Genomic DNA, 15,646 nt, shown 5'->3' with positions numbered 1-15,646 from the left:
TGACAGCGATCGGCTTAGTCCAAGCCTTCGCAACCTGGCGCGATCCGCATTTGACAGTGTCGATCAACGGTTGCCAAGCCAGGCCAGAAACTCCCGATAATTCTCAGTGCAAAAGCAGGAGATGCAAAGAAAATTCGAACATGCAACTTGGCAACCGAGATCGTCGCTCTTTCCCGATTGGATCAGCTCGCCCGGGAGACGCCGGCCCGACTCGAAGCCTCGCTGCCCGAGAAGATGATGACGGCGAACATCAGCACGCCGGCGAAGGCGATGAGCGAGGAAATGGCGACAATCGGTTCCATTGCCATGTTTCCGGAAAGCAGCAGATAGAGGGACGGGATCAGCACCGCGACACCGAAGGTATAGACGACGTACTGGATCATTGCCAGGCGCTTCTCGGCCTTGTGTGGATTGAGCGCGTGGTAAACGCCGAAGAGCGCCATGGTGACCCAGCCGAGCAGATTGGCGTGGGCATGGGCCCCGGTCGGTGCGTGGTTACCTGAAATCGACATGTGAAGGCCGACCGAGATACCGGCGATGAGAAAAATGATGGCGGTCTTGAAGTAAAGATTTGCGATGCGTGGCATTGGTTTTCCCCTCTGTAGCCGACGAAACTTAGCACGTTTTCAAGTTTCTGAGAAAGAGCGCATCAGAGGATCTTTGGAGCGCCAGCCCTGTCATCGATATCAGAATGGAAATATTGCCGGGAAGCCAGGCGACACTAGAACAACATTGCGGGGGCGAGCAGGTTAACCCTGATGGCAGTGTCAGTGGGAACTTGTTACAACGGCTTGCCGCAGGCACGCTCCGCCTAGAACAGGTTGGTCGAACTAAGCCACAAGTGTCGCGGAACCGAGAACCAACCGCGGGCGTTTGTTGGATCATGTTGAAGCAGCAGGTATTTCGCCCCCGGATCGGAACGGTTCACCAGATTGACAAGCACCAGGTGCATGTTCTGGAGAGCGGCGACTTGAACGCCAGGCCGATCGTTGTCCTCCATGGCTGTGGGAGCCTGGCTGAAGAGGTTCTGCTTCCGTTTGCTCAGAGCCCGTTCCGAATGGTAGCCCCGGATCGCCCGGGCTATGGTTTCAGCAGCCCTCTTCCTCTCGCTGAACGAGGACCAATAGGCCAATCCTTTTGGCTTGAGCGTCTGATCGATGCAATGGACCTGCATTGCGTCTCGATTGTAGCCCACTCCATCGGCAGCGCGCCGGCACTTCATTTGGCCGCGCGCCGGCCGGAGCTGGTGAACGGATTGCTTCTGATTTCGCCGTGCTGCAGGCCCGTCCCACCGAAACCGCTGCCCATCCTCCGGGCATCCGTCGCCCCGGTGGTGGGATCCTTGATCCGCCAGCACGTAATCAGCCGATGGGCAGCGTTTTTTCTCGAGCGTGGTCTGCGATCGTCGTCCTTTCCAAACCCTTTGCCTCCCCAGCTGTCGATATTGCCCGCCGCTCATATGGTTAATCCGGGCGCAATTGAAACAATGGCTAACGAGCTGCGAGCCTTCAACAAAGACATGGAACTTCAGCCGACGCTGCCCGGCAATCTTCCATTACACGTCCTGTTCGGTTCGGAGGATCGCATAGTTCAGCCGGCCTGGCACATCGATGGCGTTCGGCAGAAGCATCCGAGGCCGACGATCAGGGTGATCGAGGGCGTCGGCCACCTTCCACATCATGTTTTGCCAGCCGTAGCCCGACAGATGCTGAGCGACCTTGCGAGGGAGCAAGCACAGCAATCGTCTGAGCGGCAGCATTTGGCTGGTGTCGCGTGAGCGGGCCCACCTATCCCTCGCCTGAACTCTCGAGTAGGCAGAATAGGGTGATCTGGCCGCGGAGGGGCGCTGATCTCCGCGAATGAACCCCGACTGAATGGTGTCTTCAGCTTCCGTTCCGAAGAGAGCGTCTAGAAGAAAGACGTTCAACCGCGGTCTTATCCGCCTGAGGAGACATGTTCATGATCCGCACGTCTATCATTGCAACTGCACTCGTCGCTCTCGTCGGCATTGCCGCCGCAGCCCCCGCCATGGCCAATGATGTTCGTATCGAACAATATGGCTGGTCGAACTCTGCCGGTGGGGCACAGGAAGGATACGGAAACCGGATCAGAACCTATCAGAACGGTGGCTACAACCGAATTCTCGGCCGTCAATATGGGCGACATAATCTTTCAGCTGTCGGTCAGGAAGGCAATGACAACTATGGCGCCACCTATCAGCGCGGCAACCGCAACGTAGCGGGCATTGGCCAATTCGGCTCCAGCCACACGACCATTCTTACCCAGGACGGTAATGGCAACATCGCGGCCGGCGTCCAGGTCGGCCATGGCTGCAGCGCGAATGTCAGCCAGGGCGGCAACGGCAATGTCGCGGCCTTCGTCCAGGCCTGCCCTTAGGCGCCTGCACGATGATGTAAAAGAGGTCAAGATCGCAACAGCAGACCATCAGGGGAAACGACCATGCCAAATAGCATCAAACATCCGCACCGCATGATGACGATTCTCGCGCTGGTCCTGCTTCCCGTCGGCGCGGTTTCCGCCATGACGAAAGCCAACCAATCTGACCGGGTGCAGCTTTGCGAAATCAAAGCAACCCCGGGGGCAGGTATGGTGAGACTGGACGCGCTCGTCCACGCCGACAAGCATGTCGGCGGGACTTACACCTTCCATGTCAAAAAAGTGGGAGACGGCGGAAGCTCTACGATCAACCAGAGTGGCGATTTTGATGCAGTCGAGGGACATGCGACAATCCTTGGTTCGGTTTCGCTCGACTCGAAAGGAGCCAAATACAAAGCCACGCTGGACGTCGTCGTCGGGGATGAGAGTTTCAGCTGCGTGAAGCAGATCGGCGGCAACTAATCGGCCTCCAAATTCTCCAGTTTTCCTAAAGGGCGCCGTTTACGGCGTCCTTTTGCTTCTACCGGGCCGAAGCGACTGAACGACAACTGAACGGGCAATTCCGACTGGGTTCAGCTGCAAGATGTGAAAGTTGATCATCGGCTGAGGCAGCCGCAAATGGAGATCAGAATGACCCGCAACCTGTTTAAGATCCTTGCCGTCACCCTTCTTGCCGGGAGCCTCGGCCAAGTAGCCTTGTCTGCGCCAGCCTATGCCGGCGGCAGGATCTCGTTCAACCTCGCACCGGACAATGCGCGGGATGCCGGACTTTTTTCAACCGGGTTGCGCGTCTATTCGCTCTATCGCGGTTTGAAAGACGCTGACATCAAGCAACTGGGTCGGGGTAACGCGGCTGGTATCGCTCAGGCTGGCCGCGGCAACCTCGGCTTTGTCAGGCAACGGGGCAATGGTCATTCCGCGACGTTGCGGCAGAACGGCAACAACAATGCCTATGGCATTTTCCAGTATGGGCGAAATACTGAAACCGACGTGGTGCAAGATGGGGATAACGGCAGTGGCGCTACCTTCAGCTATGGCTGGTAAGGCGGTTCACAGGCCGGGCGCGACCAGCCAGCGCCTATACGGAATCTCTACGGCGAGTTTTAAGCCGCTAAAACGTAAGCTGTACCTTACAGGCGGCCGTACGGTCGCCGGCAAGGGTGAAGGCGGCGGCGGCTTCTTCCAAGGGTAGACTGTGGCTGATGATCGGCCGGACATCGATCTTGCGGCTTGCGATCAGCCTCGCGGCTGTGGCGAATTCCTCGTGGAACCTCTGCGTGCCGTGGATATGCAGCTCCTTGCTGACAATGGCGTTGAGCGGGACCGGGATCTCGCCCGTGACGCCGACCTGCACGAGGGTGCCGCGCGGCCGGATGGCGGCGATTGCGCTTCGGATCGCGGGTGCGGCGGCCGAGCATTCGAAGACGAGATCGAAATAGCCCTTGCCCGCCTCGAATTTGCCAAACGCTGCCGCATCCCCGGAAACATTGATCGTGCGATTGGCGCCCATCGCTTTCGCCCGCTCCAGCGCCGCATCGGCGAGATCGGTCACGACGATCTCGGCCGCACCGTGATGCCGCGCGGCGGCAACCATCAGACAGCCGATCGGGCCGGCGCCGGTGACGAGGGCGCGTTTGCCTGATATCTCGCCGGCGCGCGATGCGGCATGCAGGCAGACGGCAAGCGGCTCGGTGCAGGCCGCTTCCTCGGCCGTCGTCTCGGCTCCCATTTCGAAACATTGCCGGGCCGGCACCACCAGCCACTCCCGGAACATGCCCTGCTCATGCGGCAGGCGCATCGCGCTGCCCATGAAGCGCATATCGAGGCAATGGATCGGCAGCCCCGTCACGCAGTATTCGCAATGGCCGCAAGGCCGGCTTGGATTGACTGCGACCAGTATGCCGGCTTTGAGATCGACCCCCTCGCCCGCTTGGTTCACCCTCCCCGAGGCCTCGTGGCCGGGGATGATCGGCTCGCGCACCCTGACCGGCCCGAAGCCGCCGTCCTGATAATAATGCAGGTCGGAGCCGCAGATGCCCGCGGCCGCCATCTTGAGAAGCACCTCGCCTGGACCGGGAGCTGGAACCGTGTCCATTTCGACCCTGAGATCGCCCTTCTGGTAAAGCCGCGCCAGACGCGTCTGCATCCTATTCTCCTATCTCAACAGTCCGAGCTGCTGCGGCAGCCAGAGGGATACCGCGGGAATGAAGGTGATCAGGATCAGCGCCACGAACAGCGGCACCAGCCAGGGCACGATCGCCATCGTCGTGCGTTCGACCGAAAGCTTCGCGACGCGCGACAGCACGAACAACACCATGCCGAGCGGCGGGTGAAGCAAGCCGATCATCAGGTTCAGCGTCATGATCAGGCCGAACTGAACGGGATCGATGCCGAACTTCGCGACAATCGGCAGAAGGATCGGCACGAGGATGGTGATTGCGGCGATCGTATCGAGGAAGCAGCCGACGAAGAGCATCAGCAGGTTCACCAGGATCAGGAAAACCCATTTATTGTCGGTGATCGACAGGATCGCATCGGAAAGCAGCTGCGCGGCCTGGCTGACCGTCAAGAGCCACGCGAAAACCGAAGCGGCCGTGACGATGAAGAGCACCGACGCCGTCGTTTCGATCGTATCGAAGCTGGCTTTGGCAAGCGTCGAGAGCGTCATCGTGCGGTAGCGTACGAGGCCGAGGAACAACGACCAGAGCACGGCGGCGACAGCGGCCTCGGTCGGCGTGAACCAGCCCATCGTCATGCCGCCGATCAGGATGACCGGCGTCATCAGCGCCATGACGGCGGAGAAGCCGAAATACCAGTCGAGCGCCAGGAGCACGAGAAGGGCGATGCCGGCCGCGGCATTCATCGAGAGACCGGCGCGCATCATCAGATAGATCGCCACAGGCACCATCAGGACGACGACGATTTCCACGCCGGCCGACAGGAGCTCGCGCACATTGAACGGCGCGTCCGAACCCCAGCGCTTGCGGTAGGCGAAGGCGGCGACGGTGACCATCATCAGCAGCGTCATGACGACGCCGGGCAGGATGCCGGCCATGAAGAGGGCGCCGATCGAGACATTCGCCATCATGCCGTAGATGACGAAGGGCAGCGACGGTGGGAAGATCGGCCCGAGTGTCGCCGAGGCCGCCGTGACACCGACAGCGGCCTCGACGGGATAGCCATGGTCCTTCATCGCCTTGATTTCGATCGTGCCGATGCCGGCCGCATCGGCAAGCGCGGTGCCGGACATGCCGGAGAAGATGACGGAGCCGATGATGTTGACTTGCGCCAGCCCGCCCTTCATCCAGCCGACGAGAGCGACCGCGAAGGAATAGATACGGCCGGTAACGCCGGCGGAATTCATCAGATTGCCGGCCAGGATGAAGAAGGGCACGGCGAGCAGCGGAAAACTCTCGACGCCGGCGATCATGCGCTGGGCGACGATGATGTCTGGCGCCACGCCGTAAAGGACGATGTAAAGCACGGAGGCGACGGCCATCGAGATGGCGACGGGCACGCCGACCAGCATCAGCAGCAGAAACGAGCCAAGAAGCAGCAGCATCGGGTCATCCTTCGACGGATTGGAATTCTTCCGGGCGCTCCAGGACGGAGTAGCCGCGGCGCATATTGGCGATGAAGACGATGACCGCACGGATCAGCATCAGCACGAAGGCGACGAGAACGGAGTAAAAGACGATGTTGCGCGGCAGGTCGATGGTGACCATCTGCTCGTCGGCGACGATGTCGACGTAACGCCACATCAAATAGCAGCCATAGGCGAAGAAACCGATGCGGACGATATCGACGAAGGTCGCGAGCACGCGCGCCAGCCCTGCCGGCATATAGTGATAGAACACATCCACCTGAATATGCCGCGAGGTGCGCACGCACATGACCGCGCCGAGAAAGACGACGCCGATCAGGCAGTTGATGGCGATTTCCTCGGTCCAGGCATAGCTGTCATTCAGCACATAACGCGTGAAGAACTGCAGGAAGACGCAGCCCGCCATCAGCCAGAAGACGATCAACGTGATCCAGTCCTCGACAGCATAGTCTGCGACATGTGCGGTCGGCGCGTGCCCTTCGAATTCGTGGCCGATTTCCTCGGCCGTGATTGGCGTATGAATTTCTTGCGACATGATCGGCCTTGTTCCGGTTGGAGAAGATGGGCGCGGCGTGTGGCGGCGCGACCTTCATATTGTTGGCAAGCCTTGTGCCGCTGCTGCCCTTGTTCGTGCCGAAGGCTGCCCCTCACCCTAACCCTCTCCCCGTCTTGACGGGGCGAGGGGACGTGCCACACGAGACGTTGGAGAGGAACGGAAAGGCGGCGGCATATCCCCTTCGCCCCGCAAGGCGGGGAGAAGGTGGCGGCAGCCGGATGAGGGGCTGGCCGCGCTCTCAGGCTCCTACTGAATCGCCCGGATCGCTTCCCAATCGGCCTTCTCGTAGCCGAAGTCTTCGAACTTCACCTTTTCCATCACATTCTTCTCGAAATCGCTCTTGTCGACCTCGGCGACGTTGAGCCCCTTCTCCTTGAAGGTCGCAACCAGGCTGTTTTCCTTGCCGGCGATCGTCTTGCTCGTGCGCTCGGCTGCCTGCTGCATCACTTCACCGAAGATCTTCTTGTCCTCGTCGGAGAGCTTCGCCCACAGCTGCTTCGAGATCACGGTGTTCAGGTGATCGACGATATGGCCGGTGAGGATGATGTTTTTCTGGACCTCGTAGAACTTCTTCGCCTCGATCGTCGTCAGCGGGTTTTCCTGCGCCTCGACCGTCCCGTTCTGCAGAGCGAGATAGACCTCGGCAAAGGCAATCGGCGTGGTGTTGGCGCCGCATGCTCGCGGCATGGCGAGATAGGCCGGAACGTCGGGCACGCGGATCTTCAGACCCTGCATGTCGGCGCATTTGGCAATCGGTTTATTGGAGGTGGTGTGGCGCGTGCCGTAATAGCTGACGGCGGCGATATGGTTGCCGGTCTTGTCCTCATAACCCTTGGCAAGACGCTTGAAGACGTCGCTCTTGGTATAGGCGATCAGATGATCGGGGTTGCGGAAGATATAGGGGAAGTAGGTGACGCCGATCGGCTTGTAGTCGCGTGCGGCAAAGCTCGATCCAGAAATGATGATGTCGACCGTACCGAGCTTGAGCCCCTGGTTGATGTCGGCTTCCTTGCCGAGCTGCGAAGCCGGATAGACCTCGATCTTGTAGCGCCCGTCGGTACGCTTGGCGATCTCTTCCGCGGCCCAGACGGAATCAGTGTGGAAGGGCTCCGAGGTTTCATAGACATGTGCCCATTTCAGTACGGTCTGGGCATGCGCAACCGCCGTCGTCGCCATGATCGCGGCTGCGGTGCACAGTATCGTTGCCAGTCTCATCTTCATTGCGCTCTCCTCCCGTGCTCGGGTTTAAGTCTTGGTGGTTCCTTTCGCGGGCGCCTTGTCGCGGCCGCGCTCCTCCTCTCCCGAGAACTCCTCCCCGAAGCTCTCGGAAAATCTCTTCTGCGATAGGGTGAGATGGCTGCGCATTGCAGCCTTCGCGCCGGCGGCATCGCCGGCGGCGATTGCATCGCGGATGGCCCGGTGCTCATCGACGGCGCTGCGCCATGTCGTCGGCCCCTCGAAATGGCTGGCGAGCTTGGCGAAATAGGGAGTCATGCGCATGTCGAACATCTCGCCCGTCACGCGGGTCAACGTCGAATTGCCGACAATGGCGGCAATGCCGGTGTGAAAGGCGCGGTCGGCGGCGAGCACCGTCGCCGCATCGTTGACGCCGCCGCTCATGCGCATCAGCGCCTCGTCAAGCACGGCAATGTCTTCAGGCCTGGCCCGGGTTGCCGCTTCTTCGGCTATGGCGCATTCGATGATCGCGCGCGCCTGCAGCAATTCGAAAGGCCCCTCCACTGGCTCGCTTTCGCTTGTCGCCATGCTGATGCCCTGCCGGCGCACCACATAGATGCCGGAGCCCATGCGGATGTTGACGAGACCCTCGACCTCCAGAACGATCAGGGCTTCGCGCACGGTCGGGCGTGATACCGACAGTTGCTCTGCCAGCTCGCGCTCGGCCGGCAGCTTCTGGCCGACGACAAGCTCGCCGCCGGCGATCATTGAACGAATCTGATCCGCCACCTGCCTGTAGAGGCGGCGCGATTCAACGGGCGAAAACATCTTGGCCTCCCCGGCGGCTTCTCCTCAAGCACGCCGCTGGTCAACTGGCCTGACCAATTCCTTGGTAGCACCGTGGCAGTTGTGCGTCAATGCGCCGCATGAAATTCAAGCGCGCATCGCCCGCGCGTCAACGACCGTGGGAACCTACACCATCTTCACGGGTTCGGGGCCTGACATTGGGAGCATGATGATGAATTATCTCTGGCTTTTTGCGGTATCGGGAGGGGCGGCCTTTCTCGGAATTGCTCTTGCTTTCGGAATGATCAAGCAGGATGGGCGACGATCGGTCGCCGCCATCGCCGGCGCTTTTGTGGTCGCCATCGGCGCGCTCGGACTCGGCATCTATGTCCAGAAGGCGCCCACAGCTCCTTTGCGCGCGTCCGATAGGGAGGGGTCGCAGAACCGCCTTCCGGCAGCTGCGACGACCGAAAAGGATCTGCCGGGTAAGTGACGCGTGGGTATCGCCGACTTCGGTGCACGCCGGCTTCAGCGCCTCAGCGCCAGAGATGGGCGGTCGATCAGCGGCAGCCGCGTCCTGTGGTACCAGGGAGGTCGTAGGCCTCTGCGGCGAAGGCTTCGAGGGATGCGCGGTTCTGGATGATCACCAGGCCGCGGGTGAAATAAATGAGATGCTTACCCTCCAGGATGCGTAAGGCATCGGTGACACTGGAACGGCGCACTCCGAGCAACGTGGCCACATATTCGTGCGTGATTTCAACCTCTTCGTCATTGAGGCGGTCGTTGCACATCAGAATCCATTTCGCCAGGCGAACATCGATCTTGTGCACGGCGTTGGAGGGCGCGGTGTTGGCGACCTGCGGGAACAAGTTATGGAGAAAACGCGAAAGCAGCCGGCGGACCGCAGGCCGATCGGCGAGGAAGCATGCCAGGGCGCCGGCTTCCGCACGGCGCCCATCACAGCCCAACCTGCATCGTGACGTCGAATGAAAACTGCTCCGCGTCCACCGTCAGAGCCGGCGGCAACATCCCGTCCCTGCCAAGCACGCCGATCTCGACTTTGCTGCCCTCAGGACTCGTCGCCTACAATGGAAGCAATGCCGGTTCCCGGATCCGCCAACTGCGACAGAATGAGATTTTCGCTTTCGAACGCTCGCATCACGCTGCCCTTTGTTTGGCAAGAGGACACGTCAATGGCCGAGTGCAAGGCACCTCGCCGTAAACTGCTATTATCGACAGAAGGCTCCGTAGCCACTTTGTACGCAAGCGCACTTGGGTGAGAATATACTGTAGTAAGTGCTAATGTAACTGACGGCAATTCCATGGGGGCGCAGACATGGATCAATATCCCCTTTCGAGCGACGAGGCGGAAATCTATCGGCACATCATTGAGAGCGCCCGGGACTATGCAATCTTTGCGATGGATCGCGACGGCACTGTCGTGACGTGGAGCGCCGGCGCGGAAAATCTCTTCGGCTATTCGCCGCCCGAAATCATCGGACAGAGCGGTGCCGTGATCTTTACGTTCGAAGATCAGCTTGCCGGGGCAATGCTTAAGGAGATCAGGCTTGCCTTGACCACCGGCCGCGCCGACGACAATCGCTGGCATGTGAGAAAGGACGGCAGTTCGTTCTGGGCTTCGGGACTGATGATGCCGCTTCGCAACGATGCCGGCGAGACCTATGGCCTTCTGAAAATCGTCCGCGACCGAACGCAGATGCTGCATGAGGACGAAGCTCGGCGCGCCAGCGAAGAGCGCCTCCAGCTTATTCTCAAAAGCGCGATCGACTATGCGATCTTCGCCTTCGGCCGCGATGGGCGGATCATCAGCTGGAACACCGGCGCGTGCCGCATCTTCGGCTACGAGGAGAGCGAGATCCTCGGTCGCGACGCCCGCATCCTGTTCGTTCCCGAGGACCGCGAAGAGGGCGCGCTGGAGCGCGAGATGGAGGCGGCGGCCGAGCGCGGCCGCGCCGAGAACGAGCGGTTTCACTTGCGTAAGGACGGCTCGACATTCTGGGGCAGCGGCTTGACCATGCCGCTGCGCGCCCAGCGCGCCGGTTTTCTCAAAGTGCTCCGGGACGATACCGAGCGGCATTTCGCCGACGAGCATCAGCAGATCATGCTGCGGGAGATGAGCCATCGCGTCAAGAACAGCCTGGCTCTGGTTGCGGCCATGCTCGCCATGCAGGCCCGTTCGACCAAACAGGAGGAGGTCGGACAGGCGCTTCGCGATGCGGAAGCGCGTGTCGGAACCATCGCCCAGGTGCACGATCAATTATGGCGTCAGCCGGATATCGAAACGGTGGATCTGGCGGATTTCCTGTCGAGCCTCTGCCAGCGCCTGCAGCAATCGACCTCCCGCCACGCAGTATCAGTCAACGCTGATCAATGCATGGTCGATGCCGACCGGGCGATCCAGATCGCCCTCCTCGTCAATGAGCTGGTGACCAATGCCTTCAAGCACGCCTATCCCGATGTCTCCGGCGCCGTCACAGTCAGCGCCCGCAGCATTGCCGATGAGATCCGCCTCGAGATCGCCGACGACGGACGAGGACTGCCGCCGGAAGTGCTGTCCGGCCAGAACGGCGGAAAAAGCCTCGGAATGAAGATCGTGCGTGCGTTGGTGCAGCAACTGAGGGCCGAGCTTCACATCGAAAACCGGGAGCCCGGCACGGGGTTCGTGATCCGGCTGCCAAGGGAGGTTTGAGAGCGTTCCGTGTCGGCCGGGGAATGAAGTCGGCAAGGGCGCCCTTGGGAATTCTATCGCCCGGCTTTTGTCACAACCGTACAAAACTCTTCTACAGATGGTCATCATTGCATGCATGACCCATATCTCTGTCATTACCGCCAACGAGGCGTCGGTATGAGCACGGGCTGTCTCCCGCCAGGAGAAGCGCATGCACGTACCGGACCAACGCAATATTCGGAATCTGCTGTTGAAGGCCCTGCCGGCCGAGGCATTCCAAAAGCTCACCGGCGATGGCAGTCTGATCGAACTTCCGGCCAGACATGTTCTGGTCGAAGCCGATCAGCCGAACGAGTATGTCTGTTTCATCGAAGGCGGTCTTGCCTCAATGGTGGCCGCCAATGGCGATGACGAAGCCGTCGAGGTCGGCCACATCGGACATGACGGCATGTCCGGCCTCCATGTCCTGCTGAGAACGGATACGACACCCAACCGCACCTTCGTTCAGGTCGCCGGCTCCGGCGTGCAGGTGTCGGTGAAAAGCTTCAAGCAGGTGCTGGCGGAATTTCCGGTCGCCAACGAACTTTTCCTCAAATACATGCATTGCTGCGACATTCAGCTGGCCCAGTCAGCGCTTGCCAACGGGCGCTACAACATGCACGAGCGGCTCGCCCGCTGGCTGCTGATGTGCCACGACCGGCTGAATGGCAGCGACCTGCCGCTGACGCATGAACTGCTGGCCATCATGCTCGGCGTGCGCCGCGCAGGCGTCACCAACGAATTGCACGTCATTGAAGGTCTTCGAGCGATCAGGTCGACGCGCGCCAATGTCAGGATCCTCGACAGGGACCGGCTGGAAGAAATCGCAGCCGGCTGCTACGGCGTTCCGGAGCGCGAATATCAACGTTTGATCGGTCTGCCGATCCGGCGCCCCACTAATCGGCACTCCTGATCGTATCGGCGAAAGGCACGATCAGAACCAGGGTCCCCTGTTCGTCGCAGATGTAGATCTTTCTCGCTGAAATGTCTTTTCCCGAAAGAATTGCCTGACTCATGAGGGCTCTTGCATCCTGAACGGCTTCGCGCCTGGCGTCTTCAATGGTCGCCAGTTCAGAACCATCGGGATCAACGACCGTGCCGGTGTCTGAAACGACATTAAAATAAAATCGTGGCATCAGCCGCCCCATCGTTGCAGAACCAATGCCATAGCCTGTCTTAAGGTTCCGTGGAAAAGAACCAGGGCGCCCTTTAAAACGGCGACAATTTCCTCGTTTCAAATCCTGCTGTCGAAATCAGTGGGACGTTTCGGCGCCGCCAGTGGCAAGACGCGTCATCGTCGCGCGAAGATCGAGGAGCTCCATAAGAATGATCTCCCATTCCTCGTCATCCGCTTTGGCAATCGATATGACCGAAGCGTCGATCATGCGAAGCAGACGATCGAGAGCCGGAGCTCGACCGAAGTTGTCCGGCACTCCATCGCGCAGGTTTCTAAGATCGGCAACGATCTGTCGCAGAGCAATCTGCCGATCGACAAAACCGAGTTCGGAATGCCCCGCCGCGACAGGGGCACTTTGCCGCGTTCTATCCATCGTGCCCATCCGCCCGCCCGGCATTCTCGCGCACATGTGCGCAGGCCGGTGCATCCGGGGTGACGAGCAGGTCCTCTGGATCCAGATACACATGCCGCATCAGGCCTGCGAGCCTATGCTTGTCTCGAATGCCGCATTCGAACCAGGATACGAGTTCTCTGGCAATATGTTCGGCTGCCCGGCTGGCGATCCCGCATGATTTTTCCTGGCACCAGTCTTCAAGGACCGCGGTCAGCATTGCCACGTCGTCGGGCTGTAACGGCGGCTTCGTGATTCCCGCGTGCTGCATCATCCGCGTTCCTCCCCTTGTATGCGACGATCCTAAACTTAGGGTCATCGATTTCAACAGCTGGTGCGAAAACGTACGGATCGCACGGCCGGCGCCCCGATCCCAACCGCCGGGGAACAAGGCGGCCCGGCAAGGGTTCGGCGGTCAGGGCAAAATGAACGTCGCATGACAGGCTCGAATATGGTAGGCACGATACAGGCGCGGACCCGCCTATGCTTCTAAACCGCCATTGAACAGCATGATCACCCTAAAACCTGGATTACAGTAGGCGTCCGCCATGAAGTCGCTCAGTCCGGTCGCCGGCAAGACGATCCTTATCATTGGTGAAGCCGGCTTCCTTTCGGACGGTGCAAGAAAGGCGTTGATCGCGCGCCAGGCGGTGCTCGCCGGCCCCCTTGTCATCTCCAGCGCCATGGAATGCTTGAGCGAGGGCCTGCTGTTCGATGCGGTGATCGTCGACGTGACGATTTCCGACGAAGCCATGCTCTGGATAAATGATTGGTTGGAGACACGGCGGATTCCTTTCATCTTTGCCTATGACGAGCGATCCGAAACACCGCCGGGCAGCTTTGTGGTCAGTGGGCGTCCTTCCGACGTGGACGCGATGATCGCCGCTCTGTTCGGAGGGGACCCGTCCTATTATCACTAAAGCGCCTGGCTTCCCTTCGGGCGCGCGATGCGGTGGGTGTTCGCTTCCGTACAATGGAGGACGAGGAGTTGTTTCGGCTGCAATAGAGTCCCATTATTCAAAAACGCACGGTGAAAAGCTTAGGGACCAGGGTCATGCTCGATTCTCAGTCCATCCATTTGAAAGCGCTCGATTCTGCCGATCTTCAGCGTCTGCAAATCGTCTTGGATGTGATCTGCCGCGAGGCCGGCAAAGCCGTGCGTTCGCCTGAAATGCAGGAGGTCGCCGCTCTGCTCATTCGCCTTTATCGCCACGGTTTGACTGACGAGGTCAAGCTGCTGTCGGTCGGCCGTCTGGCGTCGGCGAAAAGGGGGCTCTCCCGAACTGCTGCGATCACGGCGGGGCGGAGATCGAAACGGCCGCTCGGTCATCTCAATCTGACGAGGAGCAGCTCATGAATGACGGTGAAAAAGCGCGAGCCGACATCGAAGGAACCGAAAAGGAAACCGCCGATGCGAGGAAAAACCCGCCCGCCGGCCCTCACGCCAAGGATCATCTCATAGACGAAAGCAAAACGCCCGGCGCCGGCGCGCTGTCCGAGAAGGACGACCAGAGCATCACGCCAGGATCAGGCTGATCCACCGCCGGTCCGCCGAAAAACACCGTCGGCTGCGGAACCTGCCCCTTCGGGCGCGGTTCGAGGGGAATGGAACCCGAAAATGAAGTTCCCACCAATTATCAGGTAACGACGAACCCTGCCCTCACGGGACTTTTGGGACGCTGCCCGCGGTGCCAGCGGGGTCATCTGTTTTCCGGATATCTTACGCTCGCCCGAGGCTGCGAAGTCTGCGGCCTGGATTATTCATTCGCCGATCCGGCGGATGGGCCGGCCTTCTTCGCGATGTCGATCGTCGCCGTTCCGGCGCTCGCCTTTGCCCTCTGGTTCCAATTCACGTTCGAGCCGGCGATCTGGGTGCATCTCATCGTCAGCCTGCCCCTCAGCGTCATCGCCTGCATTCTCATTCTGAGGCCGCTGAAAGGCTGGCTCGTGTGCTCGCAATTCTTTCACAAGGCGGAGGAAGGCAGTATCGACAGAGCCTGGCATGCCTCCGAGAAGGAGCGGAGGGAGCGGTCCTGAGGCGCTCACGCGGCGGCATGCTTTTCAGCGGGCGAGATCCTTGCCGATCAGCCGCCGATATTCTTCTTCGGCAGCGCCGTAGGATCCATGCGCCTCTTCTATCAATCCCCGCCGGTTGAGGATGACGATCTGTCGCCGCGTGGATCGGATCAGCCCCTTGCCTTCGAGCAGGTGCAGAGCGACCGTGACCCCTGCGCGGCGCACGCCGAGCATCACCGCCAGAAACTCGTGGGTCAGCCAAATGGTCGCGCCATCGGTCCGGTCATGGACCATCAGCAGCCATCGCGCCAGCCGCTCCTCGAGCTTGGCATGGCCGTTGGCGAGCACCGTCGACGTTGTCTGCGCGAGCAGCGCCTGGACATAGGCGAGAAGCAGGCTGCGCAAGGGGCGGCTTTCCTCCATCGCCGCAGAAAGGACCGATGCCGGCAATTTGAAGCCATGGCCGGAGACTTGCATGAACGTCCGGTTCGCGGATTGATTTCCCCCCAGAATTACTGCTGCACCCGTCATGCCCTCGCGGCCGACAATGCCCACTTCGATATCACGCCCGCCCGGAAATCTCGCCACGATCGAGGCAAGCCCTGATTCGAGAATATAGACGTCGCTGACCGGACTATTCTCCATTTCAATGACCAGAGGCACTTCGAGATCGACGGGCTCCAGATGCGGCAGCAGGAGCTGCTGCTCCTGCGGGCCCATGGCGCGCAAAAGTTCATTGCGAAAGTTCAATTGTTGGTCATCCATGTCCATACGCGCATCAGTGATAATGCGGCCCTTGCTGCGGGCGAACCTAA

The 15,646-nt window shown here is 60.3% G+C and carries 22 protein-coding genes; 11 read left to right on the top strand and 11 right to left on the bottom strand.

From position 1 onward, the window contains the following. Nucleotides 1-182: 182 nt before the first annotated feature. The gene (locus tag NXC14_RS28360) at nt 183-587 is read right to left on the bottom strand and encodes a hypothetical protein (protein WP_085781361.1); all 405 of its coding nucleotides are present in this window, start codon (nt 585-587) and stop codon (nt 183-185) included. 296 nt (nt 588-883) lie between these two features. Between NXC14_RS28360 and NXC14_RS28355 the strand changes: the two genes are divergently transcribed. The 4 genes from NXC14_RS28355 to NXC14_RS28340 all read left to right on the top strand — a co-directional run bounded on the left by NXC14_RS28355 (nt 884) and on the right by NXC14_RS28340 (nt 3,441). Then, on the top strand, nt 884-1,777 hold the full coding sequence (locus tag NXC14_RS28355) for an alpha/beta hydrolase (protein ID WP_085781360.1): 894 nt from the start codon (nt 884-886) through the stop codon (nt 1,775-1,777). Nucleotides 1,778-1,959: 182 nt separating this feature from the next. After that, entirely contained in the window at nt 1,960-2,397 is a 438-nt protein-coding gene (locus NXC14_RS28350) for a curlin (protein WP_085782030.1), read from the top strand. 63 nt (nt 2,398-2,460) lie between these two features. Beyond that, entirely contained in the window at nt 2,461-2,859 is a 399-nt protein-coding gene (gene csgH / locus NXC14_RS28345; protein ID WP_085781359.1) for a curli-like amyloid fiber formation chaperone CsgH, read from the top strand. Nucleotides 2,860-3,027: 168 nt separating this feature from the next. Beyond that, a complete protein-coding gene (locus NXC14_RS28340; RefSeq protein ID WP_085781358.1) occupies nt 3,028-3,441 on the top strand; it encodes a curlin in 414 nt (137 codons plus the stop codon). Nucleotides 3,442-3,508: 67 nt separating this feature from the next. Here the strand turns inward: NXC14_RS28340 and NXC14_RS28335 are convergent, their stop codons facing one another. The 5 genes from NXC14_RS28335 to NXC14_RS28315 all read right to left on the bottom strand — a co-directional run bounded on the left by NXC14_RS28335 (nt 3,509) and on the right by NXC14_RS28315 (nt 8,561). Then, a complete protein-coding gene (locus tag NXC14_RS28335) occupies nt 3,509-4,543 on the bottom strand; it encodes an L-idonate 5-dehydrogenase (protein ID WP_085781357.1) in 1,035 nt (344 codons plus the stop codon). A 9-nt stretch (nt 4,544-4,552) separates the two neighbouring features. Beyond that, nucleotides 4,553-5,959, bottom strand: a complete 1,407-nt coding sequence (locus tag NXC14_RS28330) for a TRAP transporter large permease (protein WP_085781356.1) — start codon at nt 5,957-5,959, stop codon at nt 4,553-4,555. Between the two features lie 4 nt (nt 5,960-5,963). Beyond that, on the bottom strand, nt 5,964-6,536 hold the full coding sequence (locus NXC14_RS28325) for a TRAP transporter small permease (RefSeq protein ID WP_085781355.1): 573 nt from the start codon (nt 6,534-6,536) through the stop codon (nt 5,964-5,966). 267 nt (nt 6,537-6,803) lie between these two features. Next, nucleotides 6,804-7,778, bottom strand: coding sequence for a sialic acid TRAP transporter substrate-binding protein SiaP (locus tag NXC14_RS28320; protein WP_085781354.1), 975 nt, complete (start codon nt 7,776-7,778; stop codon nt 6,804-6,806). A 24-nt stretch (nt 7,779-7,802) separates the two neighbouring features. Beyond that, on the bottom strand, nt 7,803-8,561 hold the full coding sequence (locus tag NXC14_RS28315; RefSeq protein WP_085781353.1) for a FadR/GntR family transcriptional regulator: 759 nt from the start codon (nt 8,559-8,561) through the stop codon (nt 7,803-7,805). Between the two features lies 1 nt (nt 8,562). On the opposite strand from NXC14_RS28315, the gene NXC14_RS33725 reads away from it, so the two are divergent. Then, the gene (locus NXC14_RS33725) at nt 8,563-9,012 is read left to right on the top strand and encodes a hypothetical protein (protein WP_245362249.1); all 450 of its coding nucleotides are present in this window, start codon (nt 8,563-8,565) and stop codon (nt 9,010-9,012) included. A gap of 67 nt (nt 9,013-9,079) precedes the next feature. Here NXC14_RS33725 and NXC14_RS33720 read toward each other — a convergent pair whose 3' ends face one another. Further along, on the bottom strand, nt 9,080-9,388 hold the full coding sequence (locus tag NXC14_RS33720; RefSeq protein ID WP_245362248.1) for a helix-turn-helix domain-containing protein: 309 nt from the start codon (nt 9,386-9,388) through the stop codon (nt 9,080-9,082). 467 nt (nt 9,389-9,855) lie between these two features. Here NXC14_RS33720 and NXC14_RS28300 point away from each other — a divergent pair, with 467 nt between their 5' ends. Further along, complete coding sequence (locus NXC14_RS28300) at nt 9,856-11,229, top strand: PAS domain S-box protein (protein WP_085781351.1); 1,374 nt, start codon at nt 9,856-9,858, stop codon at nt 11,227-11,229. Between the two features lie 190 nt (nt 11,230-11,419). Further along, on the top strand, nt 11,420-12,160 hold the full coding sequence (locus NXC14_RS28295) for a Crp/Fnr family transcriptional regulator (RefSeq protein WP_085781350.1): 741 nt from the start codon (nt 11,420-11,422) through the stop codon (nt 12,158-12,160). On the opposite strand, the gene NXC14_RS28290 is transcribed toward NXC14_RS28295, so the two are convergent. The 3 genes from NXC14_RS28290 to NXC14_RS28280 all read right to left on the bottom strand — a co-directional run bounded on the left by NXC14_RS28290 (nt 12,144) and on the right by NXC14_RS28280 (nt 13,089). Next, nucleotides 12,144-12,383 carry a hypothetical protein gene (locus tag NXC14_RS28290; protein WP_085782029.1) on the bottom strand — a complete coding sequence of 80 codons (240 nt, stop codon included), beginning with the start codon at nt 12,381-12,383 and terminating at the stop codon, nt 12,144-12,146. The genes NXC14_RS28295 and NXC14_RS28290 overlap by 17 nt on opposite strands. Before the next feature lie 117 nt (nt 12,384-12,500). After that, entirely contained in the window at nt 12,501-12,797 is a 297-nt protein-coding gene (locus NXC14_RS28285; RefSeq protein ID WP_085782028.1) for a hypothetical protein, read from the bottom strand. Then, entirely contained in the window at nt 12,790-13,089 is a 300-nt protein-coding gene (locus NXC14_RS28280) for a hypothetical protein (protein WP_085781349.1), read from the bottom strand. Before NXC14_RS28280 ends, NXC14_RS28285 begins: the two co-directional genes overlap by 8 nt. A gap of 274 nt (nt 13,090-13,363) precedes the next feature. On the opposite strand from NXC14_RS28280, the gene NXC14_RS28275 reads away from it, so the two are divergent. The 4 genes from NXC14_RS28275 to NXC14_RS28260 all read left to right on the top strand — a co-directional run bounded on the left by NXC14_RS28275 (nt 13,364) and on the right by NXC14_RS28260 (nt 14,852). Further along, the gene (locus tag NXC14_RS28275) at nt 13,364-13,735 is read left to right on the top strand and encodes a hypothetical protein (protein ID WP_085781348.1); all 372 of its coding nucleotides are present in this window, start codon (nt 13,364-13,366) and stop codon (nt 13,733-13,735) included. A 134-nt stretch (nt 13,736-13,869) separates the two neighbouring features. Beyond that, nucleotides 13,870-14,172, top strand: a complete 303-nt coding sequence (locus NXC14_RS28270; RefSeq protein ID WP_085781347.1) for a hypothetical protein — start codon at nt 13,870-13,872, stop codon at nt 14,170-14,172. Then, nucleotides 14,169-14,351 (top strand): hypothetical protein, encoded by a 183-nt coding sequence (locus NXC14_RS28265; protein WP_085781346.1) that lies wholly within the window; start codon nt 14,169-14,171, stop codon nt 14,349-14,351. The genes NXC14_RS28270 and NXC14_RS28265 overlap by 4 nt, the downstream gene beginning before the upstream one ends. 69 nt (nt 14,352-14,420) lie before the next feature. After that, nucleotides 14,421-14,852, top strand: a complete 432-nt coding sequence (locus tag NXC14_RS28260; RefSeq protein WP_085781345.1) for a DUF983 domain-containing protein — start codon at nt 14,421-14,423, stop codon at nt 14,850-14,852. Between the two features lie 24 nt (nt 14,853-14,876). Here the strand turns inward: NXC14_RS28260 and NXC14_RS28255 are convergent, their stop codons facing one another. Beyond that, nucleotides 14,877-15,596 carry a Crp/Fnr family transcriptional regulator gene (locus NXC14_RS28255; protein ID WP_085782027.1) on the bottom strand — a complete coding sequence of 240 codons (720 nt, stop codon included), beginning with the start codon at nt 15,594-15,596 and terminating at the stop codon, nt 14,877-14,879. Nucleotides 15,597-15,646: the final 50 nt, after the last annotated feature.

This window comes from Rhizobium sp. NXC14 (assembly GCF_002117485.1).
Taxonomy (GTDB): Bacteria; Pseudomonadota; Alphaproteobacteria; order Rhizobiales; family Rhizobiaceae; genus Rhizobium.
Note: the sequence above shows the minus strand (reverse complement) of the source record. Positions and strands in the feature narration are given on the sequence as shown.